Annotated in this window: 22 protein-coding genes; 14 read left to right on the plus strand and 8 right to left on the minus strand. The window is 42.4% G+C overall.

Annotated features, from left to right (window positions below; all coding sequences use genetic code 11):
* Positions 1–42 precede the first annotated feature (42 nt).
* The 6 genes from ACM0OT_RS17910 to ACM0OT_RS17935 all read left to right on the plus strand — a co-directional run bounded on the left by ACM0OT_RS17910 (position 43) and on the right by ACM0OT_RS17935 (position 7,565).
* Complete coding sequence (locus ACM0OT_RS17910; RefSeq protein WP_414565776.1) at positions 43–1,641, plus strand: efflux transporter periplasmic adaptor subunit; 1,599 nt, start codon at positions 43–45, stop codon at positions 1,639–1,641.
* Positions 1,641–4,862 (plus strand): efflux RND transporter permease subunit, encoded by a 3,222-nt coding sequence (locus ACM0OT_RS17915; protein WP_414565777.1) that lies wholly within the window; start codon positions 1,641–1,643, stop codon positions 4,860–4,862. Before ACM0OT_RS17910 ends, ACM0OT_RS17915 begins: the two co-directional genes overlap by 1 nt.
* A 124-nt stretch (positions 4,863–4,986) precedes the next feature.
* On the plus strand, positions 4,987–5,661 hold the full coding sequence (locus tag ACM0OT_RS17920) for a Coq4 family protein (RefSeq protein WP_414565778.1): 675 nt from the start codon (positions 4,987–4,989) through the stop codon (positions 5,659–5,661).
* A gap of 60 nt (positions 5,662–5,721) precedes the next feature.
* Positions 5,722–6,081 carry an STAS/SEC14 domain-containing protein gene (locus ACM0OT_RS17925; RefSeq protein ID WP_414565779.1) on the plus strand — a complete coding sequence of 120 codons (360 nt, stop codon included), beginning with the start codon at positions 5,722–5,724 and terminating at the stop codon, positions 6,079–6,081.
* Positions 6,082–6,172: 91 nt separating this feature from the next.
* Positions 6,173–7,423: a cytochrome P450 family protein gene (locus ACM0OT_RS17930; protein ID WP_414565780.1), complete on the plus strand. Its 1,251-nt coding sequence runs from the start codon at positions 6,173–6,175 to the stop codon at positions 7,421–7,423.
* Complete coding sequence (locus ACM0OT_RS17935) at positions 7,410–7,565, plus strand: hypothetical protein (RefSeq protein ID WP_414565781.1); 156 nt, start codon at positions 7,410–7,412, stop codon at positions 7,563–7,565. Before ACM0OT_RS17930 ends, ACM0OT_RS17935 begins: the two co-directional genes overlap by 14 nt.
* Positions 7,566–7,764: 199 nt before the next feature.
* Here ACM0OT_RS17935 and ACM0OT_RS17940 read toward each other — a convergent pair whose 3' ends face one another.
* Positions 7,765–8,937, minus strand: coding sequence for a homospermidine biosynthesis protein (locus ACM0OT_RS17940; protein ID WP_414565782.1), 1,173 nt, complete (start codon positions 8,935–8,937; stop codon positions 7,765–7,767).
* A 234-nt stretch (positions 8,938–9,171) separates the two neighbouring features.
* Here ACM0OT_RS17940 and ACM0OT_RS17945 point away from each other — a divergent pair, with 234 nt between their 5' ends.
* Both ACM0OT_RS17945 and cobO read left to right on the plus strand, forming a co-directional pair.
* Positions 9,172–9,645: a lipocalin-like domain-containing protein gene (locus tag ACM0OT_RS17945; RefSeq protein ID WP_414565783.1), complete on the plus strand. Its 474-nt coding sequence runs from the start codon at positions 9,172–9,174 to the stop codon at positions 9,643–9,645.
* Between the two features lie 604 nt (positions 9,646–10,249).
* Positions 10,250–10,936, plus strand: coding sequence for a cob(I)yrinic acid a,c-diamide adenosyltransferase (cobO, locus tag ACM0OT_RS17950; protein WP_414565784.1), 687 nt, complete (start codon positions 10,250–10,252; stop codon positions 10,934–10,936).
* Positions 10,937–10,961: 25 nt separating this feature from the next.
* Here the strand turns inward: cobO and ACM0OT_RS17955 are convergent, their stop codons facing one another.
* From ACM0OT_RS17955 to ACM0OT_RS17965, 3 genes are all read right to left on the minus strand, one after another.
* A complete protein-coding gene (locus tag ACM0OT_RS17955) occupies positions 10,962–11,789 on the minus strand; it encodes a hypothetical protein (protein ID WP_414565785.1) in 828 nt (275 codons plus the stop codon).
* Positions 11,790–12,243: 454 nt separating this feature from the next.
* Positions 12,244–13,227: an RNA polymerase sigma factor, RpoD/SigA family gene (locus ACM0OT_RS17960; RefSeq protein WP_414565786.1), complete on the minus strand. Its 984-nt coding sequence runs from the start codon at positions 13,225–13,227 to the stop codon at positions 12,244–12,246.
* A 601-nt stretch (positions 13,228–13,828) separates the two neighbouring features.
* Positions 13,829–14,236, minus strand: coding sequence for a universal stress protein (locus tag ACM0OT_RS17965; protein ID WP_414565787.1), 408 nt, complete (start codon positions 14,234–14,236; stop codon positions 13,829–13,831).
* A gap of 90 nt (positions 14,237–14,326) precedes the next feature.
* Here ACM0OT_RS17965 and ACM0OT_RS17970 point away from each other — a divergent pair, with 90 nt between their 5' ends.
* The 4 genes from ACM0OT_RS17970 (at position 14,327) to ACM0OT_RS17985 (ending at position 19,544) form a co-directional block, all read left to right on the plus strand.
* On the plus strand, positions 14,327–15,529 hold the full coding sequence (locus tag ACM0OT_RS17970) for a phosphoglycerate kinase (RefSeq protein ID WP_414546174.1): 1,203 nt from the start codon (positions 14,327–14,329) through the stop codon (positions 15,527–15,529).
* Positions 15,530–15,706: 177 nt separating this feature from the next.
* The gene (locus ACM0OT_RS17975) at positions 15,707–16,525 is read left to right on the plus strand and encodes a ParB/RepB/Spo0J family partition protein (RefSeq protein ID WP_414565788.1); all 819 of its coding nucleotides are present in this window, start codon (positions 15,707–15,709) and stop codon (positions 16,523–16,525) included.
* 12 nt (positions 16,526–16,537) lie between these two features.
* Entirely contained in the window at positions 16,538–17,251 is a 714-nt protein-coding gene (locus ACM0OT_RS17980; RefSeq protein WP_414565789.1) for a hypothetical protein, read from the plus strand.
* Positions 17,244–19,544 (plus strand): hypothetical protein, encoded by a 2,301-nt coding sequence (locus tag ACM0OT_RS17985; protein ID WP_414565790.1) that lies wholly within the window; start codon positions 17,244–17,246, stop codon positions 19,542–19,544. Before ACM0OT_RS17980 ends, ACM0OT_RS17985 begins: the two co-directional genes overlap by 8 nt.
* Positions 19,545–19,718: 174 nt before the next feature.
* Here the strand turns inward: ACM0OT_RS17985 and ACM0OT_RS17990 are convergent, their stop codons facing one another.
* The 3 genes from ACM0OT_RS17990 to ACM0OT_RS18000 form a co-directional block, all read right to left on the minus strand.
* Positions 19,719–20,027, minus strand: a complete 309-nt coding sequence (locus tag ACM0OT_RS17990; RefSeq protein ID WP_414565791.1) for a hypothetical protein — start codon at positions 20,025–20,027, stop codon at positions 19,719–19,721.
* A gap of 203 nt (positions 20,028–20,230) precedes the next feature.
* Positions 20,231–22,300 carry a protein kinase domain-containing protein gene (locus tag ACM0OT_RS17995; protein WP_414565792.1) on the minus strand — a complete coding sequence of 690 codons (2,070 nt, stop codon included), beginning with the start codon at positions 22,298–22,300 and terminating at the stop codon, positions 20,231–20,233.
* A 50-nt stretch (positions 22,301–22,350) separates the two neighbouring features.
* Positions 22,351–24,039, minus strand: a complete 1,689-nt coding sequence (locus tag ACM0OT_RS18000) for a protein kinase domain-containing protein (RefSeq protein ID WP_414565793.1) — start codon at positions 24,037–24,039, stop codon at positions 22,351–22,353.
* Positions 24,040–24,177: 138 nt separating this feature from the next.
* Here ACM0OT_RS18000 and ACM0OT_RS18005 point away from each other — a divergent pair, with 138 nt between their 5' ends.
* Positions 24,178–25,695, plus strand: a complete 1,518-nt coding sequence (locus ACM0OT_RS18005) for a phenylacetate--CoA ligase family protein (protein ID WP_414565794.1) — start codon at positions 24,178–24,180, stop codon at positions 25,693–25,695.
* A gap of 105 nt (positions 25,696–25,800) precedes the next feature.
* Entirely contained in the window at positions 25,801–25,980 is a 180-nt protein-coding gene (locus tag ACM0OT_RS18010) for a high light inducible protein (RefSeq protein ID WP_414545164.1), read from the plus strand.
* A gap of 196 nt (positions 25,981–26,176) precedes the next feature.
* Here the strand turns inward: ACM0OT_RS18010 and ACM0OT_RS18015 are convergent, their stop codons facing one another.
* Positions 26,177–26,482, minus strand: a complete 306-nt coding sequence (locus ACM0OT_RS18015; RefSeq protein ID WP_414545163.1) for an RNA recognition motif domain-containing protein — start codon at positions 26,480–26,482, stop codon at positions 26,177–26,179.
* Position 26,483 lies beyond the last annotated feature (1 nt).

Raw genomic sequence — 26,483 nt, forward strand, 5'->3', positions numbered from 1 at the left:
ATCAAATAAAGCTCGTATCCTGATATTTACAGGTATTCACACATGTCCCTTGAAAAAAACACATCTAGCTCATCTTATTTAGTAATAACAGATACAAAAGAAGTCGCTGAACATTACACCGATGATATTGTTTCATTCACAGATATACCCGAACAGTCCCAAGAAGAAAATTTAGAAGTAGAACAATCTCCCAAACCATCCGATCGCCAGAAAAAAAAGTTCAAAAAAATCTGGTTAATCTTACCACTATTAGGTGCAATTTTAGCCATCGGTGGTGTATTATTCATGCGCCAGGGAGATAATGCAGAGAAAACGCCTACCACCGCCGTAGAGTATTCGCCATTACCAGTACGAGTTACCACAGCCAAAACCGAATTGATTCGCGCTTGGGTTTCGACAGAGGGAACACTCCAGGCAAAACAGTTTAGGTATCTGGCCTTTGATGTCGCAGGAGATGTTACTAACATTGCCAAACGAGGCTCACGTTCCTTACGGGAAGGAGATAGAGTGATAAAAGGCGAACTACTTGCCCAAATTGACGATCGCGAAGAACTGGCAAACATCAGTAAAGCTGAAGCTGCGATCGCCGAAGCCCAAAAACGCAAAGCCGCAGCTGCTGCTGATGTAGCTTCCGCACAGTCACAGGTAGCACAGGCGCGATCGCAGGTGGAACAATTACAGGCACAGGTAGCAAAAGCCCAGTCTCAACGCAACTTGGCACAAACCCAACTTAAACGCTACCAATACCTATTTAACGAAGGGGCAGTTCCAGCCAGCGAGATCGACACTCGCATAAATGCGGTTCGGGATGCTGAGGCTGACATTCGCGCCACTTCTGCTCAAGTTGCATCTGCCAAATCTCAAATTCAATCGGCTCAATCTCAAGTTACAGCCGCCCAACAACAACTAGAAGCCACCGAATCGAGCATTACAACAGCCAAAGCCCAACTGACTCAAGCTAAAGTCGTCTTAGAAGGCACTAAACTTTATGCTCCTTTTAGTGGCATTATTGCCTATCTCAACATTAGAGAAGGACAATATTACACTCCTCAATCTGTCTCTTCCCAAATTGGGGGAGATTTGCAAGGAATTAATGAGAGGATACCCATTGTTGTCATTGATCCAACTCAGTTTGAGGTCGTTGTAGACCTCTCGGCTGAAAGTGGAGAGCGTGTACAGACTAATCAAACTGCGCTGATATCCTCAGAATCAGACATCAACGCTGGCAATAATCAAACGTTGATTGAAAGCGCCCGCGCCCGTGGTCAGGTGATTGCAGTTAACCCAGCCGTAAGTCCTGGAGGGCGGTCAATTCAAGCTACCATCCGGCTAAATTCCGGGACAGCAAAGCTACAACACGGCGAACGTGTCACTACTTGGATTGCGGTGGCTCAAAAGCAAAACGCCGTTGTTGCCCCCCTCAATGCCTTTGTTTTCCGCGACCAAAAGCCCTATGTTTTCGTTGTTAACCCCGAAAAGGGGGTTGTAGAACAGCGTCAAATTGAGTCGGGAATTGAAGGTATCACCCAGCGAGAGATTCTTAAGGGCGTGTCAGCAGGAGAAAAGCTAGTCACTGAGGGACAAAATCGGCTTGTGGATGGGACACCAGTTAAGGTAATCAATAACAAGGAGGTGAAATAATGAGCAACTTGCAAACACCTCCAGAAGAAAAAGACACCTTTGCCCAGAGAAACGGACATTCCCCATCTCCAAATCAGCAAGAGAAAGTCCCAAATGTCCGCAACGCTTCACCACTTTCTCGCTTCTTTTTCCTGCAACCAATTTTTGGGATTCTTTTAAGTTTGCTATTGGTAGTCGGCGGACTGTTGGGTTATATGTCAATGCCCAAAGAGTCCAATCCTGATATTGACATTGCTGTTGCCAGTGTAACTACGACTTGGGGCGGTGCTGATCCAGAAACCATTGAGCAGCAAGTCACGAATCAACTTGAAAAAGAGATTAAATCGGTAGAAAATTTAAAGCAGCTTAAAAGTGCTTCCTTCACTGGTTTTTCACTGATTAATGTAGAATTTAATTCCAACGCCGACCCCGATCAAGCAATTCAGAAGTTGCGCGATGCTGTTTCTCAAGCCGAACCAAATTTGCCTAGAGATGCTCAACAGCCAGTAGTAAAGGCGGTTTCAGTAAATGACGCGCCAATTTTGACTGTGGCCATATTTGGCAATTTGGATGCAACTGTTTTAAATCGAGCAGCCGAGAGATTACAAGACAGACTCGAAAGAGTTTCTGGTGTCACCGAAGTCAACCTTGGGGGTGCTAGGGAAGAAGTCGTGCAGGTGCAAATGAATCCCAGCCGCTTGGTAAAACTGGGAATTTCACCAGCTACAGTAGCTAACCAGATCCGAGCCGCCAACCTCGATACACCCTTGGATGAGGTGGAAAGCAACACAATTGGTACTCAAGTCCGCTTTTTTGGACGGTTTCGTAATTTGGAGACATTACGGAATTTACCCATCGCTCGTCTTGATGGGCGAGTTGTCCGCTTAAGTGAAATTGCTTCTGTGCGTCGGGAGTTGGAACAAGAAGAAACCCGTGCTTTCATTAGTTGGGAACGGGGAGAATTTCAACCTGTTGTCAGCGTTGGCGTAAAAAAGATACCTGGACAAGACTCGATTGAGGTAATTAGCAAAGTCATCGCCGAGATTGAAGCAGCGCAGAAAAACCCCGATGATTGGCCTTATGGGATGGAGTACCGGGTCATCGCTGATGATTCAGAAACCATTTGGGAGCAGTTGGGCAATTTGTTCAGTAATGCTTTGCAGTCGATGGTGGCTGTGTTTGTGATCTTATTTATTGCCCTTTCCTGGCGCGAGGCGTTGATTGCCGGCCTCTCAATTCCTTTAACCTTTTTAGGAGCTTTAGCAGTTCTGTGGCTGATGGGTCAAACCCTGAATAACATGGTGCTAATCGGCATGGTGTTGTCGCTGGGGTTGTTGGTGGATGTATTCATCCTGATGATGGAGGGGATGCATGAGGCAATTTTTGTTGAGAGACTCAGCTTTAACCAAGCAGCGCTAAAGACGGTTAAAACCTATGCTGTGCCGGCTTTTGCTGGTCAATTAACAACTATTTTGGCTATGGCTCCGTTAATGGCAATTAGCGGCACTTTGGGTAAGTTTATTCGCCTGCTGCCGATTACAGCAATTATTTGTCTTTTGCTGAGTTTTACGATCGCTATTCTCGTCGATATTCCCCTATCGCGTTTTCTGTTGGCTAATGTCAAAAGTCAAAAGAAATCACGCATTGATCGACTCAGTGAAGCTGCTTCCAAGCGATTTGCCCGATGGAGTTTGAATACAACTGTACGCAACAAAACTACAGCCCGTGCTTGGACATTAGGGACAGTTGCTTTATTTGTTTGTGCGATGTTTGCGTTCACACAAATCTCGATCATATTTTTTCCTGAAGGAGATTCGCGTAATTTTAGCGTTAACGTCGAAATGCCGCCTTCAACTACTATTGATGTCTCCCAACAAGTAGCAGATGACTTAGGGAAAATTTTGCGTGATAAAAAATATTTGAAAAGTGTGATTAAATATGTCGGTCAGCAAAGTAACCTCGTCAGTTCTGGTGAGTTGCAACCAAGTCAAGGTAGTTACTTGTTGGGCTTTTCTGCGGTATTTATTCCCGAAAAAGAGCGCGATCAAATATCCTATAAGTACTTAGACGGCTTGCGGCAAGAACTAACTCAAGCAATAGATGTCTATCCGGGAGCAAAACTAGTATTAAATGCCCAGCAAGCAGCAGGTAGTGGAGACCCAATTCAAGTAGAAATCGCTGGGACTGAACTCGATCAACTGCGGCAGATTTCCAGTGAGGTGCAGTTGGCGTTGCGACAAATTCCGGGAACAACCGATGTCCGCGATAACCTTGGTGTTTTGCAGCCGGACTTGAAACTGATTCCCAAACGCGAGGCACTAGATTTTTACGGAATTAGCGAAGATGAACTAGCGACTCAAGCCCGCTATTATATGACAACCAGCGATGTTGGTGATTTTGTCATCGGTGGTAATCAAGAAGATATCGAAATTCGTCTCAGTACAGCTTGGCGATCGCGCAATGGGGCAGTCGGTGGCCCCACACGTCGAGATGAACTGGCGACAATCCGCTTCTTTGGCTCAAATTCAGATCAAAAGGTGATTCCAGCAGGTGCAGTTGTGGAAACCCTACAAGGTCAAGCTCCCCTGTTGATTACTCATAGAGGTGGGCAACGAACTGTAACTGTTTTATCCAAGGTTGAAAGTCGAACTCCCGGTGAAATTACTGGCGATTTGCAACCGAAGCTGCAAAAAATGCAACAGTCCTGGCCTCAAGGCTACAGCTATAATCTGGGCGGTGAAACAGCAGATCAAGCAGAAACTTTTGGTTCAGCAGGTCAAGCCCTCGGTTTAGCTATCTTTATGGTCTTTGCCGTCCTGGTTCTGCAACTTGGCTCCTTCAGACAGCCGTTTATTATTCTACTGGCTATTCCCTTCGCTTTAATTGGCACTATCGGCGGTTTTCTCCTGCTGGGGATTGCTTTTTCTTTCACAGCCTTTATCGGCATCATTGCTCTGGTCGGTATCGTTGTCAATGACGCAATTGTCATGGTTGATACGATGAATAGCTATCAAAATGAAGGGATGAAGGTGCGAGAGGCTGCCGCCAAAGGAGTCGCCGACCGTCTGCGACCTGTGCTGACAACTAGTATCACTACAATTATCGGCTTAATTCCCCTTGCCCTCAGTGACCCAACTTGGATGCCCCTGTGTGTAGCAATTATTTCTGGTTTGCTTGCTGCCACAGTAATTGCGCTGATTGTCGTCCCTTGTTTGTATTTACAGCTAACGCCGAAAACTTAGGTCAGCGAGGCTGAAACAGTCTGAGTTACACCTTGTAAAAATTGACAGTCAGCTTGTTTTGGAACTATGATATGACTAGTCGGTCATATGACTAACTGGCCACATAAAAAAGGATTTAATAATTATGGCTACTATCAAACGCTTCATCAAAGCAATCAAAGACTACTACACATTAGGTCAAGCTGGAGACATCGCGTTTCTCAAATTTGAGATGTTTGGGATGAGTGCCAATCCTGATGTTGTGGCTCAAATGCAAGACCTCGCAGGCTACTATCCCAGCATTGATCTGGAAGAACTTCGTCAGCTTCCTGAAGGCACATTGGGCTATGAGTATGCTCAACATATGCTGAAAAACGGGATTCAACCGTTAGAAATCAGTGCCGATTTGCGGGAAGAAGCTAGTCTCAGTCCCTTCGGGCTGCGCTACACTCTCACCCACGATGTTTTTCATGTGTTGCTAGGCTTTGATACCAGTTATGCAGGTGAAATGGGTGTAGCAGCGTTCATGATCGCTCAAGACTACAGTAAGCTTCTAAATGTTTTTAATCCTGTAATGACATTCCTGTACCCGCTAATTTTTCGCTCTCAGGGTCAGCAGATGCGCTCCAATATTCGCAGAGGTAAAGCTCTTGGTGAGCAAGCAACCTGTCTTTTAGCTTATCGCTTTGAGGAAAATTGGGGGCGTGCGATCGCTGATATTCGTGCTGAATTAGGGCTGATTTTAGCAGACGAGCAGCTTGAAAGACAATCGAATCAAGCGATCGCTAAAGTTCTATCCAAAGAAGGCGTTGTCGCTTAACACCCTGAAATAGGCTGCGTACAAACCCTGTAACCACAACTTAACTAAAGGAGACACTTCATGATTGAGTACACAAACAACCCCAACAACAACATTGTCGAACTCACGGTTGAAGGTAAGATCACCGAAGCAGATTTTGATCGAGTCGTTGCTCAGATCAAGGCTGATATTGAGAAGCACGGCAAGCTGAGGCTGCTAGAAGAAATCCGCAGCTTTGAGGGCATAGATCCGATTACTCTCTGGAAAGATGCTCAGTTTGGGCTGAACCATGTAGGCGATTTCACTCACGCTGCGGTTGTCGCAGATGCGGAATGGGTACGAACTATCTCTGCGGCTGCGGATAATATTTTGTCTGCCAAGGTGAAAGCCTTTGAGCGATCGCAAATTGAGGAAGCCCGTGCATGGCTAATCAATAGCTAGCGCTACTAGCTCAAAACCCGATCTAGACAGCCTATGCCGTCTGTTACTAATCACCTATTTCAACTTATCTACCAACAAAAGGAAATAAACCATGACAACCACACAGACATTCAGCAACCTGCAAACGCCTCCTGACTTAACCTCAAAAGAGTTTGCCAGTAACAAGTATGAGTACTACAAGTGGATGCGTCAGGAAGCACCTGTGGCTTGCTGCAAGTATGTAACTGGAAAAGCTTACGTCATCTCTCGCTACGAGGACTGCGTTGCTTTGCTAAAAGACCCTAGAGTCATCCGGGACAATCGCACCATAGACACCAGCACCCCACTGCTGCCTTCCTTCATCCCACTGCCGAAATCGACTGAGCTGATACTGCACAGCATGATCGGCTCAGACGAACCCGACCATAAGCGTTTGCGTAGCCTAGTGCATCAAGCTTTTACAAGAAAGTCAATGTCCGAGTTGAGCGATCGCATTGAGCAGCTCACGAACAACCTGCTCGATCAAGCAGAAGCTAAAAGTAAAGCAGAAGGATCAGTCGATCTAAAAGAAGCTTACGCCCTGCCGATTCCCGTCACTGTTATTCAAGAAATGGTTGGCGTTGCTGATGAAGACATGCCCAGGTTCTACGAGGGCATCGAAGCTGTGGTTAAAGGGTTCTCAGGCCTACGAATTATTTTGACGATGCTTTGGGATGTGCCGCGTCTGTCTCATCTTGTGCGTGAGCTAATTAATCGAAAAAGAAAGAATCCGGGTAACGACATGCTCACTGGACTCATCCAAGCGGAAGAAGAAGGGCAGAAGTTAAGCGAAGATGAGATTGTCAGCATGGTCTTTTTAATAATCGCTGCGGGCTATCAAACCACGGTACATTTGATTACGAACGGCGTGATTGCGCTACTTCAGCACCCTGACCAGCTTGCAAAACTAAGGGCTAATCCAGATTTGATTGAACCCGCAGTCGAAGAGATTTTACGGTTCACTAGTCCCGTATTTGTCACAGAGCTAGCCTATGCAGGCGAAGACATGGTGATCCAAGGCGTTAGTATCCCCAAAGGGGAAGTTGTTGTCGCTTGCATTGGCGCGGCGAACCATGATTCAGAAGTGTTCGAGAATCCGGAGGTGTTTGATATTGAGCGATCGCCCAACAAGCATCTTGGCTTCGGCAGCGGTATTCACGCCTGTTTGGGCGCTCCTTTGGCTCGAATGGAAGCCAAAATTGCTCTCACTAACCTGATAGTGCGAAATCCTAATCTGCATCTAGCCGTTGCTCCCTCAGCGCTTGAGTTTGAGACGACACCCGGACTTCATTCTTACAAGCATTTGCCAGTTGTGTTGGGATAAAAGTATCCACTTCCCCGTACTTATTCATCAGGAGATAGAGGAAAATTGGACACGGGCGATCGCTGATATTCGCTCTGAACTGGGGCTGATTTTAAAAGACGACCAGCTTGAAAAACAACCAAATAAAGCGATCGCAAGTTGAGACAGCCCGGGCTTGGCTTGCCAATAGCTAAACTAGACCCTCAGTTTAACTCTTCGTTGGAGCCGTAAATGCCATTAGCTCGACGACGGGCAGGCAAGATGCCCACCCCACAAGAGATTTAAATCATTTCAGCCAATTAAATGGCTCCTAATTCTCCAAAGATAATGTGGAAAAATTTTGGCCCAAATTTCTTTATGGCTTATGTATGGGGAATCACTCTACCACAGGGGTAAGTGGCCACCTCCTGGGATGCCATCTCAGCTACAGCAGCGGGGACTTGATCTGATGGCTGTGCTAGAGCTGCTAAATAGTCTGTTTGCAATTTATTAAACATTGCTTCTCTTCTGTCGTATAACCTTTTTAGAGGCCGGGGCTGACATTGCTTGAGAACATATGCTGTGACTAACGGTAGAGCAATTGTGCTATCGGTGTAACAAACAATTGTGCTGGGTAGTTCTTCCGGGTCGATTTTACCCCAACTTACGGCTTCCGAAGGAGTTGCCCCTGACAAGCCACCTGTATCTGGTCGAGCATCGGTAAACTGGACAAAGTAATCGTGTCCTCGTTCTTCTAGTCCTAAGACCTCGTGAATCTGCGGTTGAGTTTGTAACAAAAAGTTTTTAGGACTACCACCGCCGAGAATTACAGCTGCACTTTTCCCTGCTGATTCTCGCGCACAATAGGCGATCGCAGCTGTTTCATTGACGTCAATTGAAGGGTCTAGAATTAACTTTGAACCTTCCAACGCCAACGCCGCTACGTTCATCCCTATAGAACTATCTCCTGGTGAAGATGTGTAAATAGGTACGCCGCATTCATAAGCTGTAGCTAACAAACAAGAATGTTGTATTCCTAATTGCTTTTCTACTTCTCGGACATACTTACCCAGGAGATGATGAAATTCAGCAGTTCCCATCCGTTTTTGAAATGGTTCTGCTTGCAAAATCTTGCGGATAAAAGCATCAGTTTCTAAAAGTACATCGTAGCCAAAGATAATGTCATAGATGCGAATGGTACCATCTTGGCGCAGTTTCACATCATCCAAAAATGGATTCCCTGCAAAAAGTTCAAAACCTAAACCATAGTGCATATCATGGTAAAGATTTGCACCAGTACTAATCATCCAGTCAATAAAACCGTTACGAATTAAAGGTGCTAATGCTGAAACCCCAAATCCGGCGGGTGTCATCGCCCCAGAAAGGCTCACTCCTACAGTGACACCATCAGTTAGCACCTCACGACTCAGTAGTTGACAAATTTCCCGTAACCGCGCTGAGTTGTAAGCAGTAAAGTAATTATCAATCAAATCCACCACACCAATATCAGCTGACATGGGTATGGGTGCAATTTTTTGACCCAGTTGTTTTGACATTTTGGCACTCCCGTATAGTAAACACGCCGAATCTCATGTTATCTAGATTTTTGCAACTTCTGTCATTACCTGTAGGAAATAATCCTAAATACATTACTCACAACTAACAAAAATCACCTATCCATAGAAATTATACTCATGTGATAGCTAAATAACTGGCACGTTTTATTAGACAATGGAAAAATTATCTATATCTAGTCGCACAAGTTTAAAAAGTTAATATATACAAACAAAATGAGCAATAAAAATATTGTCGGGACGTGGAAATTAGTGGCTTGGGAAACTAAAGCTGCCGATGGTCAGATTCATTATCCCTTTGGTGAAAATCCCATTGGTTATATTACATACACCGCAGATGGTTATATATCTGCAATAATTATGAAATCCCATCGTCTGCTAATTGAAATTCCTTCAGAAGAACTAATGCAGGCGAGAAAAGTCTTTTTAAGACCCTGGCTACTAGTAACTGGTTGGAAGTTTATCAAGGCCATTTTTAGGTATTTGCAAGCAGCTGCTAACTATGTTTCTTATAGCGGTAGATATGAAATACAGGGAGAAACTGTGATTCATCATGTGGAAGTTAGCCTCATACCTGATTGGACTGGTACAAAACTGGAACGCAATTTCCAATTTATCGGCGATAAGCTTGTATTGATTACACCTCCCATCGGTGGTTATCCTCAGTCTTTGACCTGGGAACGTGTCTAGTAACAAGTTGTGAGAGGACATCCGCTGCTAATATTTGTCAGCATTTTCTCAAATTTAAAATTTAAGAGCAGATAGAAAATAAAAAGCGAATACATTCAACTTTATTGAAAAATCAGGGCTGAAAATGTTAACAATTACTAATTTGTGCAAGTAATTAAACAAGTCATGAAATATTGATTTAACGCTATATATTTTGCAAACTAAAAGAGTCTCAAATCCCGATTTTTTAATGCATGGCATATATTTTTATTGGTAAACTTTTTAAAAATGCTGTAATTAATTGAAGAAAATAATTAATTGTTTTAAAATACTATATAACATAGTAATTTGAATTTATTTATATGTTTTTTCTTTCTCTAAAGTTTTATCCAAAAAAGTAACTTTCACAACTTCAGCAAAATTATTATTTTGCGAAAATCATATGTAAATTAAATAAAAACAAAGCAGTTTTAGCAAAATAAAAATGTTTATATGACTTTTTGTAGGAAAAATATTAATTATAATAAACCTAGTATTTAGCTAAGAAAGAGCAGTATTTTTTAGTTGTATTTAATGAGAATCAAGGAATTTTGTCGATAGCAGTAGTTATTTTTAGGCAAGGTTGATGAAAAGCGATACACCAGAAGAGTTAAACTCAGATAAAGAGATTGAACGCTTAATAGACGAAGTGATGTCCTCAACCCTACCTAACTTAACTGATGATCAGTACCGCACAAAGATGCAGCGGCGTAAAGAAGTGCAGGATCGCCGGATAGCTGAGGCTGTACCAGAAAAAGGGTTAATTATTGTCAATACTGGTAACGGTAAAGGTAAAACCACAGCGGCCTTGGGAATGGTGTTGCGATCGCTCGGTCATGGCTATAAAGTAGCGATCATCCAATTCATCAAAGGAGCCTGGGAACCATCAGAGAAAAGAGTTTTCAGCCTTTGGGAAGACCAGCTAGAATTTCATGCTATGGGCGAAGGCTTCACCTGGGAAACTCAAGACCGCGATCGCGACCTCGACAAAGCCAGCGCTGCTTGGGAAAAATCATTAGAATACATCCGCAACCCAGACTTTCAAGTGGTGCTTTTGGATGAAATAAATATTGCCCTGAAAATGGCTTATTTACAAGTAGACGAGGTTTTAGCAGGTTTAGCAGAGAAACCACCAAGCAAACACGTAATTCTTACAGGTAGAGGTGCGCCACCTGCATTAATCGAGCGAGCAGATTTGGTCACCGAAATGACTTTGATTAAACATCCTTTCCGGGATCAAGGTGTGAAGGCGCAAGCCGGGATTGAGTATTAAATGATCAAACTGGAAATATTCATCTTTATTTGACTAGCTTGTTGTCCACACCTGTGGCAAATTCATTACACATTTGCAAAATGCGTCTGTCATTATTACTAATGGACTTTAGTTGATGATAGTCTTGCAGTGCTACTGAGTGAGCATAAGTAATCATTTGATCATCACTAAAGTTAGGTACTTGTAGTTGGTTAGCTGTTGCTACTTGATTTGAGCCAACTTCCCCAGGGGAACCAGTCACAGTCATTGCCAATTCTCCTGATTGGCCGATTTTTCCTTGAAAGCAGCTAAACTCCGATTGGGGCATATATAAAGCACCTGTCACCCTACCCTGGCGCTGCTGAAATATGACATATCCTTGACCAAGTTGGTTGGCTCTTGGTGATTGACCATAGAGATAAATTCCATCTTTTGTGGGAAAATTAGCTCTAGGACTAGCTCCAGTTGTGTTTGCAGCCACTTGCTTATCAACTAATGCAGGAGCTTGAGGTGTGGTTTTGATGCTCTTTGATAAGTCCGCAGAAGATACTAGTTTGTAGCGTCCTTGAGAGCGAACAGATGATTGATTAATAGAAGTATTTGAGGTCGTAGTTTGTGGACTATTTTCTTGATGCTGAGTATCTACAGCAATTCTTCGCAGTAAACTTCTTTGTTCTCTAACTTGTCTAAGGCGAGGTAAAACAGAAGCTTGACTATGATTTGCAGCTAAGGCTGTAGATGCGTATGCTGTTTGTGTTTGGTTTCTCAGCAATGGTTTAGTCTGTACACCCACAACGCCAATTGTCAGTAGTAAGCCAAGAATGGGAAGTCTCAACTGGCGCGCGGGTAAAAATTTAGCAATGTTGTTAAGCACCCGATTTCTCCTGTAAAAAAATTAACTATTTCCTCTGCGACTTACTTAAACCATAGCCAATTATTGATTATTCAAGGCTCCATCAAAGGTTTGATATGTCTTAATATTTTTTAGATGTGAAAATTTCCAGAAAATGAATTTTTTATTTAATTTTTAGCTGTAATTGCACAGTACTCTCATTTACACAATTGCAGCTTCACCCAAAAGATTCATCCGATTGGAGGATGATGATAAAAATACTCGTATGCTGTTACTATTTTTTTGATTTTACATTTTTCCAAAAACATCAATCCGTTTGCTGTGAACATCAACAGCTACAACGGCAAGTATCTCTATTCCGAAAAAGTGTAAATATTTTTTAGTGAGAGGCTGGGGGTTAGAGGCTATGAGCAAACCCTACATAAAAAAATCGCCCCCTGAATCCAGGAGGCGCGTCAGCGAAAGCTATCTGCTTTTAGCTAGCAACGTACTCTTTGATATTGGCGCGACGACGGCGCAAATGAGCAAGAGCTTGATGTTCTAGCTGGCGGACGCGCTCACGACTGAGATTTAAGCGTTCACCGACTTTCGCTAACGACATTTCGTTACCATCTTCTAAACCGAAGCGCAGGGCTAAAACTTCTCGCTGTTGAGGGGTTAGTTCTGCCAGCATGTTATTTAAGTCTTGGCGCAAGAATTCTTGAGTGGTGTAATACTCTGGTGATGGGCCGTCATCTTCCAGCATTTCTTGCAACTCAGTATCTTGATTATCGCCAACTCTGACATCTAATGAGACTGGTTGACGAGCCATATTCAGATACTCACGAATCTGAGTTGGCTCTAACTCTAGTTCTTTGGCAATTTCCGCCGGATTAGGCGATCGCCCTAACTTCTGAGCTAGTTCTCGTTGGACTTTTTTGATTTTGTTGAGTTTCTCGGTAATGTGAATTGGTAAGCGAATAGTCCGGCCTTGTTGGGCGATCGCTCTGGTAATTGCTTGGCGAATCCACCAGTAAGCATAGGTTGAGAACTTATAACCCCTGGTGGGATCAAACTTCTCTACACCCCGCTCTAATCCTAGAGTTCCTTCTTGGATCAAATCCAAAAACTCCATATTGCGCTTCTGGTATTTCTTAGCAATGGCAACCACCAAGCGCAGATTCGCTTCAATCATTTTTTGTTTAGCTCGTTTACCTTGAGCTACAACCTGCTTGACCTCGGTTTCCGATTGGTCAACATGGGCAGCCCACTCTGGTAAACTAGGTTCATAATCTAGCTTCTTGGCCAACGCTTCTTTTGCGTCTAGAAGCGTCATCATTTGTTGTACCTGCTTACCAAAGATAATCTCTTCTTCACGAGTTAGCAGTGGCACACGACCGATTTCGCGCAGATAGGTTCGCACCATATCGGCCGTGAATTTTGTATTGAGGTTTTCAGTTTGGGTGTTAACAGTAGGCATTGGTGCGTTGTCCTCTACTCCGTAAACACAACGGATTTTGTATAACTAAATCGAGTCGGGAAAGGTAGTACACAGATCACGGAACATCGGGCGCTACCAAAACAAGCCAATTCATGCGTCATGTATGAAATATCAAGAAGATGTATCCCTGATATGAGTTCCTCTACCTTTCCTAAATCTTTGAATCTCTTAGAAGCACGCTGGTTTATTTGCGAGAATTCTTTTTTATCCTCAGTCGCTTGCTACAACTGTAAAATCTGAAGTCGGTATGAGTTCTACTTACCTTATATTAAAACAAATCTGGTAGATAGTAAAGTAACTTAGTCAAATCTTACAATTATAGTGCAAAACCGTTTTGTTAAAAAAAGAATTGTATTTCCTTAAGAGCAGTGAATATATCTATGGTGACGCTAAAAAGCCCTCCTCTGTTGCCTACAGGTAGCCGGATAACCGTACTTTGTTACCTGTGAACAGGGAGGGATGTTACGAAATTTTTAAATCTGGGATGTAATTCGTTGAAATTAAACTTTAAATATATTTATAGCTCTTAATGTGTGTTGCTAATCGAGTTTTTCAGGGCTAAAGCCCTGAATACAAGCTTTTACGGCACAATTAGCACTGGGCACGGGGAAAGATTAATTACACGTGTGGTGACGCTATCAGTTGCGCCCTCTTCGGTTAAACCTAAGCCTCGACAGCCCATAATAATTAAATCTGCCCCAATATCGTCAGCAACATCGCAAATGGTAAAAGCTGGTTTGCCTTGCTTTTCGATAATCTCGGCAGGAATTCCTTGCCCAGAAAATAAAGATCGGGCATTTTCCAGCAATTTGGCTACAACCTCTGACGACACCATAGGGTCTGCACTCGGTGTGTCTGGAGAAGGTTCTTCCACCACAGACAGCAGCACCAAGCGACTGCCGTACTTCTGGACAACATTGGTAACTACGTCAGCAGCTTCCCGCGCTTCCCGACTTTGATCTATTGGAAATAGTACTGTCTTAAACATCTCTCTCACCTAGGCCCCCCTGACTCCGGTAAAATCTGGATGGTTCTACTTTCAAAACAATAACAAAAAGGCAATCAGGAGGGTCTATCTGTGTCCAAAAAAACTTTAGCAAATTTATCTGCAAGTGATATTTCTGGGAAACGGGCTTTAGTACGGGTTGATTTTAATGTGCCTTTGGATGACCAAGGCAACATCACAGACGATACTCGGATTCGCGCCGCGTTACCTACCATCAAAGATTTGATGCAGAAGGGAGCTAAGGTAATTTTAGCAAGCCATTTTGGTCGTCCCAAGGGTGTGGATGACAAGTTGCGTTTGACCCCGGTTGCCAAGCGTCTCTCGGAATTGCTAGGTCAAGAAGTCGTGAAGACTGATGACTGTATCGGTGATGCTGTTGCTGCCAAAGTTGGGGAGTTACAAAATGGACAAGTTCTTTTACTAGAAAATGTCCGCTTTTACAAAGAAGAAGAAAAAAACGACCCAGAATTTGCGAAAAAACTGGCAGCTAATGCTGATTTTTATGTAAATGATGCTTTTGGGACTGCACACCGCGCCCATGCTTCCACTGAAGGTGTAACTCACTATTTGAGTCCCTCTGTAGGTGGATATTTGATCGAGAAGGAATTGCAATATTTGCAAAGTGCAATTGAAGATCCTCAACGTCCTTTGGCAGCGATTATTGGTGGTTCCAAAGTTTCCAGCAAAATTGGGGTCATTGAAACCCTGCTAGAAAAGTGCGACAAGCTGATCATCGGCGGGGGTATGATTTTTACCTTCTACAAAGCCCGTGGTTTGAGTGTTGGTAAGTCTCTAGTGGAAGAAGACAAGCTGGAATTAGCTAAGACTTTGGAAGCGAAAGCTAAAGAACGTGGTGTGGCTTTACTGTTACCCACAGATATCGTATCAGCAGATAAGTTTGCCCCCGATGCCAACGCTACAACTGTCAGCATTGAAAATATTCCAGCTGATGGGATGGGTTTGGATATTGGCCCCGATTCAATCAAAGTTTTCCAAGAAGCTTTGGCTGATTGCAAAACCGTTATTTGGAACGGGCCAATGGGTGTATTTGAGTTTGATAAATTTGCCGCAGGTACCGAAGCGATCGCGCATACTTTGGCAGAAATTAGCAAAACTGGTACAACCACTATTATCGGTGGTGGTGACTCAGTAGCGGCTGTGGAAAAAGTTGGTTTAGCTGATCAAATGAGCCACATTTCTACTGGCGGTGGCGCTAGCTTGGAGTTGCTTGAAGGTAAGACTTTGCCTGGAATTGCAGCTTTAGACGAAGCCTAAGCAGTTAATAGTTAACAGTGATTAGACGAAAATTTTAATAGCTAATCACTGTTAGCTTTCATATAAACTAGCATCAATGAAGCTAAATGAATTGCCAAAATAGCCAACATTAGAATTAAAATATTGAAGTTTTTAATTCCATTATTTAAATATAAAACGGTTGAGAATGAGGTACATATGACAATTATTGAAAATAGCACAGTTGAAAAAATTCGACTTGATCAAATTGATATCGGATTGTCTCAAGTTCGTACTAGCGATGTTGATGAAGGTATTCAGGAATTAGCAGCCAGCATTGAAAAAATAGGACTTCTTGAGCCAATTGTTGTTTTCATGAAAGCGGATGGTCGATATGAAGTAGTCACAGGTCAGAGGCGTTTTTTAGCCCATCAGTATTTAGAATGTGAAACTATACGTGCCACAATACTTTCTGAACAAGTAGAACCAGGTTTTGCAAAAGCGATTTCTCTAACTGAAAATATGGTTCGACAAAATTTGTCAACCCAAGACTATATTGATGCTTGCACAGAATTGTACAGAAAATATGGGTCTATCAAAAGGATTTCAGAAACATTAGGACTTCCATATTATAAGGTCAGCCAGTATGTAAAGTATGAGCAACTTATTGAACCACTAAAACAAAAAGTTGAAAGCGGTTTAAAGCTTGATGTTGCTCTTAGAGCGCAAAAAGCAGCTACAGATTCAAGTAGTAAAGAGGTGAACGAAGAAGCTGCTATTATTTATGCTGAAGAAATGCAAAACATGAGTGGTGTTCAACAACAACAAATCGAAAAAGTTGCGATTCAAGAACCAAGCATTCCTCCAAAAGAAGTTATCAAAATGAGTAGACGGCAGAAGCAAATAAATCTCAGAATAGTCGTTGGCGACAACCTATATAGTGCTATAAATAAATTTACACAAGATGAGGATATTGACCAAAACAATGCAGTGGTCACTCTCCTTGAAACAGCACTTTCTGAACGGGGTTATCTCTAAGTTAAAATATTTATGTTAGATTCACTTTCGTCTGATGAACGGCGAGATATAATTCTCTCTATTGGAACGCATAAGAAAAATCGCAGATTGTCTCCGATACAAGTTGCTCAATTATTAAATCGCTTGTATCAAATACAAGGAATTTCCCTCAATCAAATCGCCCAGGAACTGGAGTTAAAAGACTCCTCTATTTTGCGTAGGTTTCTTTCACTATTATTGCTCCCGCCTGAACTACAATCTCTCGTCAATTGGGGAACATCACCAGGTCATCTGTCTTTTTCCGTAGCGTCTGAAATTTCTAGAGCTAAAGAGCCAGAAAAAATTAAGCTTTTAGCTAAAGATGCGCTTGAAAATCAGAGGAGTAAAGAAGAAGTTCGTGCAATTCTTCAATGCAACTTACGGGGAGGAGGAAGCTTAACGCACTGTATAGAAACAATTGACTCAACTCGACCCAAGGTTATTCACCATTATGTTTTTTTGGGGCAACTTCCAACTTTAACTAATGAGAGCCAATGGGAAGAACAGTATAGTTGTGAGCTTCGAGCTATTTTATCTAAGCTAGTACGTGAGGAAAACGTTCTTTCTGCTGCTATCAAAGATGGACGTTTTAGCTTCACGTTAACGGAGTCAGCCATGAAAAATTCTACAGTTGCTCCCTATCTTAAACCCGAAAAACTCGAAGCTTTTGTCGCCAATTTACTGATGAAAAGGAGCAACAATGAATAATCTTCGAGGTGCGGCTACGGTTCGCAAGGATGGATGCATTCTTATTGGTCAGGCTGTGACTTGCGATGGATTTGCCCTAGAGCGTTCTATCCGCATACAGAGTAATATCAATCGTCTTAAGGATTTCAATACCAGTAAAGGAAAGCAAAGAAAAATTGTTTTAAGTCAAGAAACTTATGAAAAGTTGTTAGAAAAATCTCCAGATATAAAATTTAGACGCGAGCAATTTGTAGTTCTTCCAGCAGATGGAAGCTGTCATACAGTCGAGAATATTCAAATATGTCTGTTTCCATCGGGTTATATGCCCGGTTCAGTGATGCCAGTGGTTCGCACTGAAAATGGCATTAAAGTAATGTATTCATCGGATTTCTCTTGGAATCCGAATTTATCCCAGCTTTTATTCCCTGAAATAGATGTTTTAGTTGTAGATGTAAAATCAGGAAATTTTGACTCTAATAGTGCTGATGTGAACGAAGTAGTGTCACTAATACAAAAAGTACAGCCAGCTTTAGTTATCACTTACAGTTCGCAAGATGGAAATGCTAGTTTACTGGCTGAATATATAGAAAATAACTTAGGAATTAAAGCAAGTTTCGAGCAACAGCCTGTAGGACTTGCTTGGGGAGGGACAGACGGAACAAAAACAACCAGTCAATCTGCGACTAGAACTACTCCTGTTAGCTCAACTTCCTTAAAACGGCTCATCGTTGTTGTTCCCGCAGAAAATCAAAATTCTCAGAGTTGGGAGCCATTAGTTACAGAACTTCAGAGGGAAACTGCCCTAACTGAGAGTGAATGGCTGTTTTGGGATAACCATAAACTTCATGATTGGAGTTTTGAAAGAGGTATCAACTTATCCAGACAGCTAAAAGCCAAAATAGATGCGAAATGGCAAAAAGACAGACCTTTTGACGAAGTTATCCTCATCGGGCATGGTTTAGGTGGTATTTTTGTCCGGCAAGCTTATCTACTTGCCTCTGGGATGTACCCCAGTTTTGATAAAAGTCCCTGGTATGAATACGTTAGGCGCTTTGTTCTTTTCGCTTCACCTAATCGCGGTTTAAATCCTACTCAATCTCTAATTTGGCAAATAGCAAGAGCCTTTGAGAAGGCTACATCTTTTTCTTTACGGAGATTAATGCCATTACAAGACTTTGTTAGGGGTTCTGCATTTATCACTAATTTAAGAATTGACTGGATTAGACATTTCAACAAATCTTATTATCCACTAACTGTCGTTCAACTTTTGGGGTCAAAAGATGGAAACATAACTCGTGACGACAGTATTGATTTAGAGCAGTTTCCTGATGCTTTTCATATAGATGTTCCTGATGCTCAAAACACTAATATCCACCTCCTAGACTCTGAAGAAAACAAACAAGAAAGATATAAGCTAATTAAGGAAGCAATTCTGGGCGAAAGACCATTAGGTGAAAATCCGAATTTAGAGCCATCCATTGCTAAAAATAATATTATATTTATTCTTCATGGAATTCGAGCTAGCAATAGTGGCTGGGTTGGACAAGTAAAAGAGAAAATAGGTCTAGAAGATCCAGACACAGTAGTTATCACTCCTTCCTACGATTACTTCTCAGCGTTTAACTTTGTTTTTCCTGGTCTTCGCCAAATGAATGTTAACTGGTTTCAAGATGAATATAGCTACTATTTTGCTAAATATCCTGACACTAATTTCCATTTTATTGGACATAGTAATGGTACTTATATTCTAGGGGAAAGCTTAAAGAAATTATCTGGAATGAAGTTCCAGCGAGTTTATTTGGCTGGTAGTGTTTTACCACGAGACTATCCGTGGAAAGAGAGATTTGATAAGGAGCAAGTAGAAATACTATGCAACGCCCGTAGCTCTTCTGATTTGCCTGTGGGAATTCTGTGTAATGGTTTACGAGGAGTAGGAATGCTAGATATTGGAACTGGAGGATTTGATGGTTTTTTGATGGGAGATAATCGACTGCAAGAATTGTACTATTTTAATGGAGATCATGGAAAACCTCTAGAGGAAAGTAACCACAGCAATATTATTGAATATATTTTGACTGGCATAATTTCTAAACCAGAGGGATTAAAATCTGAAGCAGAAATATCTAAGATATTTAGAATTTTCTCAAGGCTTGCTCCTTTTGCTACTGCATTGATTGTCTTGCTTTTTCTTGTTATTATAATATTCAATTTTATCTGGATTATTTCTGATTTTTTAGTAATTAAATTGGGATTAAGTTTAATCATTTATTTAGTTATTTTTCTAATAATCCGAATTTCATTAAGTGTGATCTAATAACTCACATTCCGCAAGTTTCAAGTAAGCTAAAACTATTGCTTCCGGTCAAACTAAAGTGCAGTCGTGTTCCTGTGACCGAACATCAACACGCCCAGTTGTTTTTAACACAACCGGGGTATGGATTTCAGGCACTAAACCTTGATTTTTACAAACTTTTTACTGTGCGTTCGCTCATTTTGACCCAGCGAGGGGGAATTGTGTCTTACACAGCTTAAGTTCAAGTTCATAAAGGGATTCAGGGATTTTCATGGTAGAAAGAATCTGTTTCTGAAGCTGGTTGAGAGGTGTAATGAAGACCGTAGAATCAGGGAAGAAATAAAGAGTTATGTGACAAAAAACCTTAAGTATTTGTTCGGCAGAAGGACGATCCGTTTTTCGCTTGGGATTGCCATCATAAAGACCTTGCAAAGAATCTTGAGCTGGTTGAAGTACCTGTCTGACGATCCGTTCGGAGCTTATTTTTACTTCTGTCTCGCTCATTCATGCACCCCATCCCAACACCATCCTCACTTCACACTACCCTCAAATCCTCTCTCATAATACCTTTGCTTTAAAAATCGTCTTAACCCTTACCCACAAAGCAATTAATTCCTTTTGCTCCCTCAAAATCAGCGAACGCACAGTCTTCAGTTTGGTGTGGTTGTATTGGTTTAATTTCTATCATCGATGTTTCCAAATGAAACTTAGCTGGGTTCAGTTTCAGGAGGCGTAGGCGTGGGTTCTGGCGTAGGTGTGGGTGTCGGTTCTGGCGTCGGCGTAGGCGTGGGTGTCGGCGTAGGTGTGGGAGTGGGTTCTGGTGTCGGGGTGGGTGTGGGTGTCGGTTCTGGAGTGGGTGTTTCTGCTGAGATGCTGAGTTGATAATTGAGTGGTTCTGATGCTGTAGAAACCACAACAAACTCATAAAATCCTGATTCTGGTAATTTAGTGGATAAATTACGTTCTTTAGAATCTTCTAAAAATTTGACTTTACCAGAAGGAGAATAAACTGAAAGCAAAACTTGAGGACTTGCTTCGAGTTTTACTTGCATTAACTGATTTTGGGCTAGATCAGCAATGAAAACTTTACCCCCGGCTGGGTGAACAGCAGATTGTAAATTGCCACTGACTGTTCTGCTAGTAGCACCTTGATCAAATGTGATTTTTTGCAAAGCTGTCCCAGATAGGATCGCATTCAGCTTATCGCTCACAAAGCCGTGCCAAACTTGTCCTACAGGCTGATTAATAAAATCTCTGCCACGCTGTTCTGGAAATTCGTTGTAGAATGCCGCATCACCTAAATCATATAACGCAGTACTACTGACACGAACTCTGTTAACTTCCACTCGCCAGCGATCGCGTTCGGCTGCTGTGTAAGTACCCAACTGACGCCGGGCGCCACTACTCAATGGGGCAAGTTTTTCTAGCAATTGGGCGGCTGTTTGATCCCATTCTGCCCGCAAACCTTCATCTTGGGGTTCATCGCTGAGAGTGCGTCCCCGTAAATTGGGGTTGTTGTCCCAGAAGAATTGATTAACTAAGCTGACATAAAAGTTAGAACTAATCCCCAACTGTTGACGACGCGCACTCAATCTTTGTTTGCGTTGTCGTTCTTCTGGGGAAAATTTCGCTAAGGGATCAGTCGGTTGTTCAACTGTGGGGGTGGGTGTCGGCTCGACTTCGCCGCGATCGCTATCGCCACGACTGACTCCCCACCAAATTGCTCCCGCTGTACTAGCTAATAGCAGTACTGCTAGAAAGGCTTTGGCTGGTGTCCACCAGGGTTGAGGGGATGGGGGAGATGAGGGGGATGGGGAGACAGGGGGAGGAGGGGAAACTGCAACTGTCGCAGATGTGGCGGGTGGGATGTTGGGGTATTGAGCTGGGGGATAGCTGACTTGTGCCGGGTTGAGGGCTTGTAGGATGTGATTAGCTGATTGATAGCGATCGCCTGGCCTGGGTGCTAGCATTTTATCTAATACTTGTCCCAAAACAGGGCTGAGAGTTACCTCTCGTCGCCATTGCCAGGTAAGATTATAATTATCTATAAGTTCTTGCGGCTGTTTTCCTGTTAATAAAACTAGTGCTGTTACTGCTAAAGCATAAAAGTCGGTGTGAGTAGACACCAAACCTGTTTGCATTTGTTCTGGAGGGGCGAATCCCACTTTACCCAGCAAAGTTGGTGATGGGGAAGATGTGAATTTTTCGGGTTGATAATATTCGGAAGCGACTGTGGCGGCTACTTGTTTAACGCCACCAAAATCAATTAATACTGGTAATTGGTCAATTGAACGCAGAATTAAATTATCTGGTGAAATATCCCGGTGAATCACCCCTATCGAGTGAATATAATCCAACACTGGCAGAATTTGTTGCAATAACTGGCGAATTTCCAACTCCGTAAATCGTAAACCCTGCTGTAGACGAGCATTTAATAAGGAGTTGTAGGTTTGCCCTTCTACATAATCTTGCACTAAAAATAAATATTCCTTCCCTGCCAAATTGATTCGCAGCAGTTCCCGAAAGCGGGGAATTTGCGGATGTTGCAACTTGTAGAGAACACTTGCTTCTCGTTCAAACAGTTCTCCCGCCTTTTGCACAACATAGTCAGTTTGCACCTGAGGAGAAAATTCCTTTAAAACACAAAGTTCTCGGAAGCGGTTAACATCTTCAGCTAAATAAGTACGGCCAAAACCACCTTGACCAATTTGACGAACAATTACATAGCGATCGCTTAAAGTCAACCCCGGTTGAATACTATTATTATTTGTATACATATTTAATAATTAATTATTAGAAAAATCACTTCCCCTTGTCCTCTTCCACTTCATCGACGCGCCTGACTAACTTGATCCGCTGCGATCGCATACCATAGTTGACCAAAAGTTCGTTGATTGAGTTTCCCACGCGGTTGACCTGGAAACAAGCGGTCAAATTTCTCATTGGTATCTTTGTTAAGTTGGTTAATTGTATAGTTCCCTAACTCTCCTGATTGCGCTTGTCGTCGCCAGATGACTTCATCTTGTGAACTATAGCGTCCTAGTTTTTGACGAGCTGCTGTACTGAGGTTAGCTCGTTCTATTTGATTCAACAAGTTGCCCCCAATATTAGCCCATTCATCTCGTAAAGCGGCATCTTCTGAGCTAGAAGTGAGGCTGCGTCCCCTTAAGTTGGGGTTTTGAGCATAAAATAAATTATCTACGAACTGTGTAAAAAATACTTCTGGTATTTCTAGCTGTTGGCGGCGGCGGAGAACTTGGGTGATGTCATTAGTATTTCTGTCACTGACTGGCTGACCGATGGGGTTAGGTAAACTGGGGATTTGCGGTAACGAAATTGTGGGGACTGTAATAGAAGTTACAGTGCGAATTACGGAATTTACCACTGCCCAAGTACCTGCACCAGTTAAAACTACTAAAGCTGTTCCCCCAAGACTCACAGCAAAAGGGCGTAACCACACAGGCAAAGTATTAGTTGGATTAAGTGCTTGAGTTTTACTGTGGATTTTACTGACAAGAGCAAGGGCGTGTTTTCTGCCAGGAGCCACTACCATCGTTTTAATCTTACTAATATAGGTATTGGGCGGTTTGGTCGCGGTAGAATTTGGTAAATCTTGGAGAATCTGGTCTGCTCGTTCATAGCGATCGCTTGGTTTAAATGCCAGCATCTTTTTTAACACAGATTCTAGTTGACTGCTGACTTTAATTTCTTTGCCCCAGTACCAAAGTCCTTGATAGCTGTCGTATAGTTTTTGTGGTTCCTTGCCTGTGAGCAACACTAAAGCTGTGACGGCTAAAGAATATAAATCACTATTAATAAATACTTTTCCTTGCCGTAGCTGTTCCTCTGGGGCGTAGCCTTTTTTACCTAACAAGGTATGATTCATTGCCAACTTGGTGAACCAAAAACCTTGAGAAGCTGGTAATTGCTTCACACCACCAAAGTCAATTAATACTGGTAAATTATCAGAATGCCGCCAAATCAAATTATCGGGGGAGATATCGCGGTGAACTACGTCTTTTGTGTGAATATACGATAAAACGGGTAAAATTTGTTGCAGTAAAGTGATAACTTCTTCTTCGCTAAAAGCCATGCCTTGGCTTTGACGCTGTTCTAATAATTGGTCAAAATTATGACCTTCTATATAGTCTTGCACTAAAAAGAAAAAATCTTTACTACCTATTTGCACTTGCAATGAAGCGTGAAACCGGGGAATCTGTGGATGCTGGAGTGTTTTAAGGACACTGGCTTCGCGTTCAAATAATTCTTGAGCTTTTTGTAAATCTTGCTGTGCTTGGACTTGGGGTGCAAATTCCTTCAGCACGCAGGTTTGATTTGCTTTGTGGTTGTCTTCTGCCAAATACGTGCGGCCAAAACCACCCTGACCTAATTGTCGAATGATACGATAACGGTGATTTACAACCTGCCCCACAGCAAGAGGTAATGGTTCACCGCAGTGGATACAAAAACGGTTGTCACCACTGTTTGCGTGTTGTTTACTGCAATATACCTGCATGATGCTGAAGGATAATTAAGGTTTTATCGACTGACTACAACGAATGCAGTTCCCATTACGGATATTATGCTGACACTTGTTGATGTATTCCATTGGGAATGAAGAGGATGAGGCAATGGCTACAATACGGACAACATTATGAACTGCAAATCACAAGGACAACGAGCAATTAGAGCATTTGAAGACTTTGTATCTACCCCCTTAGAAACGCTACTGCAAAGACGTGATGCAGATTTTAGCCAATCCACAGCCTTAAATTTATTTTACGATGTGGCGGCTACTGTACCTGCATATCAAGCTTTTTTAGCAGAGCAAGGTATTAATCCCCAGGCTATTCAAAGCTTTGAGGACTTTCAACAACTACCTGCCATCGCCAAGGAAAATTATATAATGCGTTATCCTTTGGCTGACTTGTGCCGCGATGGTAAGTTATCAAGCTGCGATATGATAGCTGCTTCTTCTGGTTCCACAGGTAAACCCACATTTTGGCCCCGTTTTTTTACTGATGAGTTGCAAATTGCTACACGATTTGAACAAATTTTTCATGATAGTTTCTACGCAGATACTAGACGCACCTTAGCTGTGATTTGTTTCACCTTAGGTACTTGGGTAGGTGGTATGTTCACTACCAATTGCTGTCGCTATCTGGCGAGTAAAGGGTATCCTCTGACAGTAATTACCCCCGGTAACAATAAAGCAGAGATTCTCCGGGTAGTACAAGAATTAGGCGCAGCTTTTGAACAAGTGGTGTTGTTGGGGTATCCACCATTTCTCAAAGATGTCATTGATACTGGTATCGCCAGTGGTATGGATTGGCCGCAATATCAGATTAAGTTGGTGACAGCGGGAGAAGTCTTCAGTGAAGAATGGCGGAGTTTAGTAGGTGAAAGAGTGGGTTCACAAAATCCCTGCTATGACTTTGCATCACTCTATGGAACTGCGGATGCAGGTGTGTTGGGTAATGAAACACCTTTGAGTATTTGCATTCGCCGGTTTTTTGCAATACATCCAGATGCAGCTAAAGCTTTATTTGGTGAATATCGGTTACCGACATTGGTACAGTATGACCCCATGAGTCGCTTCTTTGAAGTGCAAGATGGCGCGTTGCTGTTTTCGGGAAACAATGGTGTTCCCTTGGTGCGCTATAACATCATGGATACTGGCGGGATTATTAGTTATGATGCCATGCTTGAGTTCTTGGCAGAGTGGGGATTTGATCCTGTAAGCCAGTTAAACCAAGAAATTACTGGAGATATTCGAGGTATACATCCATTACCTTTCGTTTACGTCTTCGGACGTTCTAATTTTACAGTTTCCTACTTTGGCGCCAATATCTATCCCGAAAATGTCACGGTGGGATTAGAACAACCAGGAATTACCGCCTGGGTGACAGGGAAATTTGTCTTGCAAGTTCAAGAAGATATTGACAAGAACCGCTTTTTATGTATTGTTGTGGAGTTAGCACCAGGTATAGAACCTAGTGAATCAAAACAGCAAGCGATCGCATCTTCTATTCTTTCACAACTGTTGCGTCTCAACAGCGAGTTTGCTAACTACGTTCCCCCAGAATATCAAACGCCCCAAGTTTCATTAGCCCCAATGGGTGATGCAGAATATTTTCCCGTTGGCGTGAAACATCGATATACGCGCAGGTAGGAAAATACAGAAATTACCTCAGTTAATGTTGCATTTCCGTAAATATCTGTTACATTAATTTACATGCCAGGCAATTTTGGCACATAAAAGCTAAGAGTACTAATTATGTCAGATATCAAGAAAACGACATCTTCAGTTTCGGAAGACCCTAATGCTCTACGTTTCGGATTCACTCCCCAAAGTGAAAACTGGAACGGTCGTTTTGCCATGATTGGATTTTTGTCTGCTATATTACTCGAAGTGTTCTCTGGTCAAGGTTTTCTCCATTTTTGGGGTATCCTCTAACTTTTCGATATTCTTCGTGACAAACTAGATGACAGATATGTAGAAATACCATGTTTCTACAAAAAAGTATTGTGTTTTCAAGGATTCTTTGTACAAAGAAAGCTCAAGCATTAATGCTTGAGCCTTTCCTAAATTTATAAAATCAGACTCATGTGCTAAAACAGCACTGATTATCTCTTATATAAATCTTATTTGCTTAATAGCGACTGCGGAAATTACCACCGCCACCACGGTTACCACCACCAAAGGAACCTCTATCTTCTCTGGGTTTAGCCTTATTTACTTTCAGGTCACGTCCCATCCATTCAGCACCATCAAGTGCATCAATAGCGGCTGTTTCTTCAGTTTCTGTACCCATTTCGACAAAAGCAAAACCGCGAACACGACCTGTTTCACGGTCAGTAGGTATTTGAACTCTTCTTACAGAACCGTATTCCGCAAAAACCGAAGTTAAAGCGTCTTGGGTAACTTCATAAGAGAGGTTGCCTACATAAATTGACATA

This window comes from Anabaena sp. CCY 9613, from assembly GCF_963920895.1.
Lineage (GTDB): Bacteria > Cyanobacteriota > Cyanobacteriia > Cyanobacteriales > Nostocaceae > Cyanocohniella.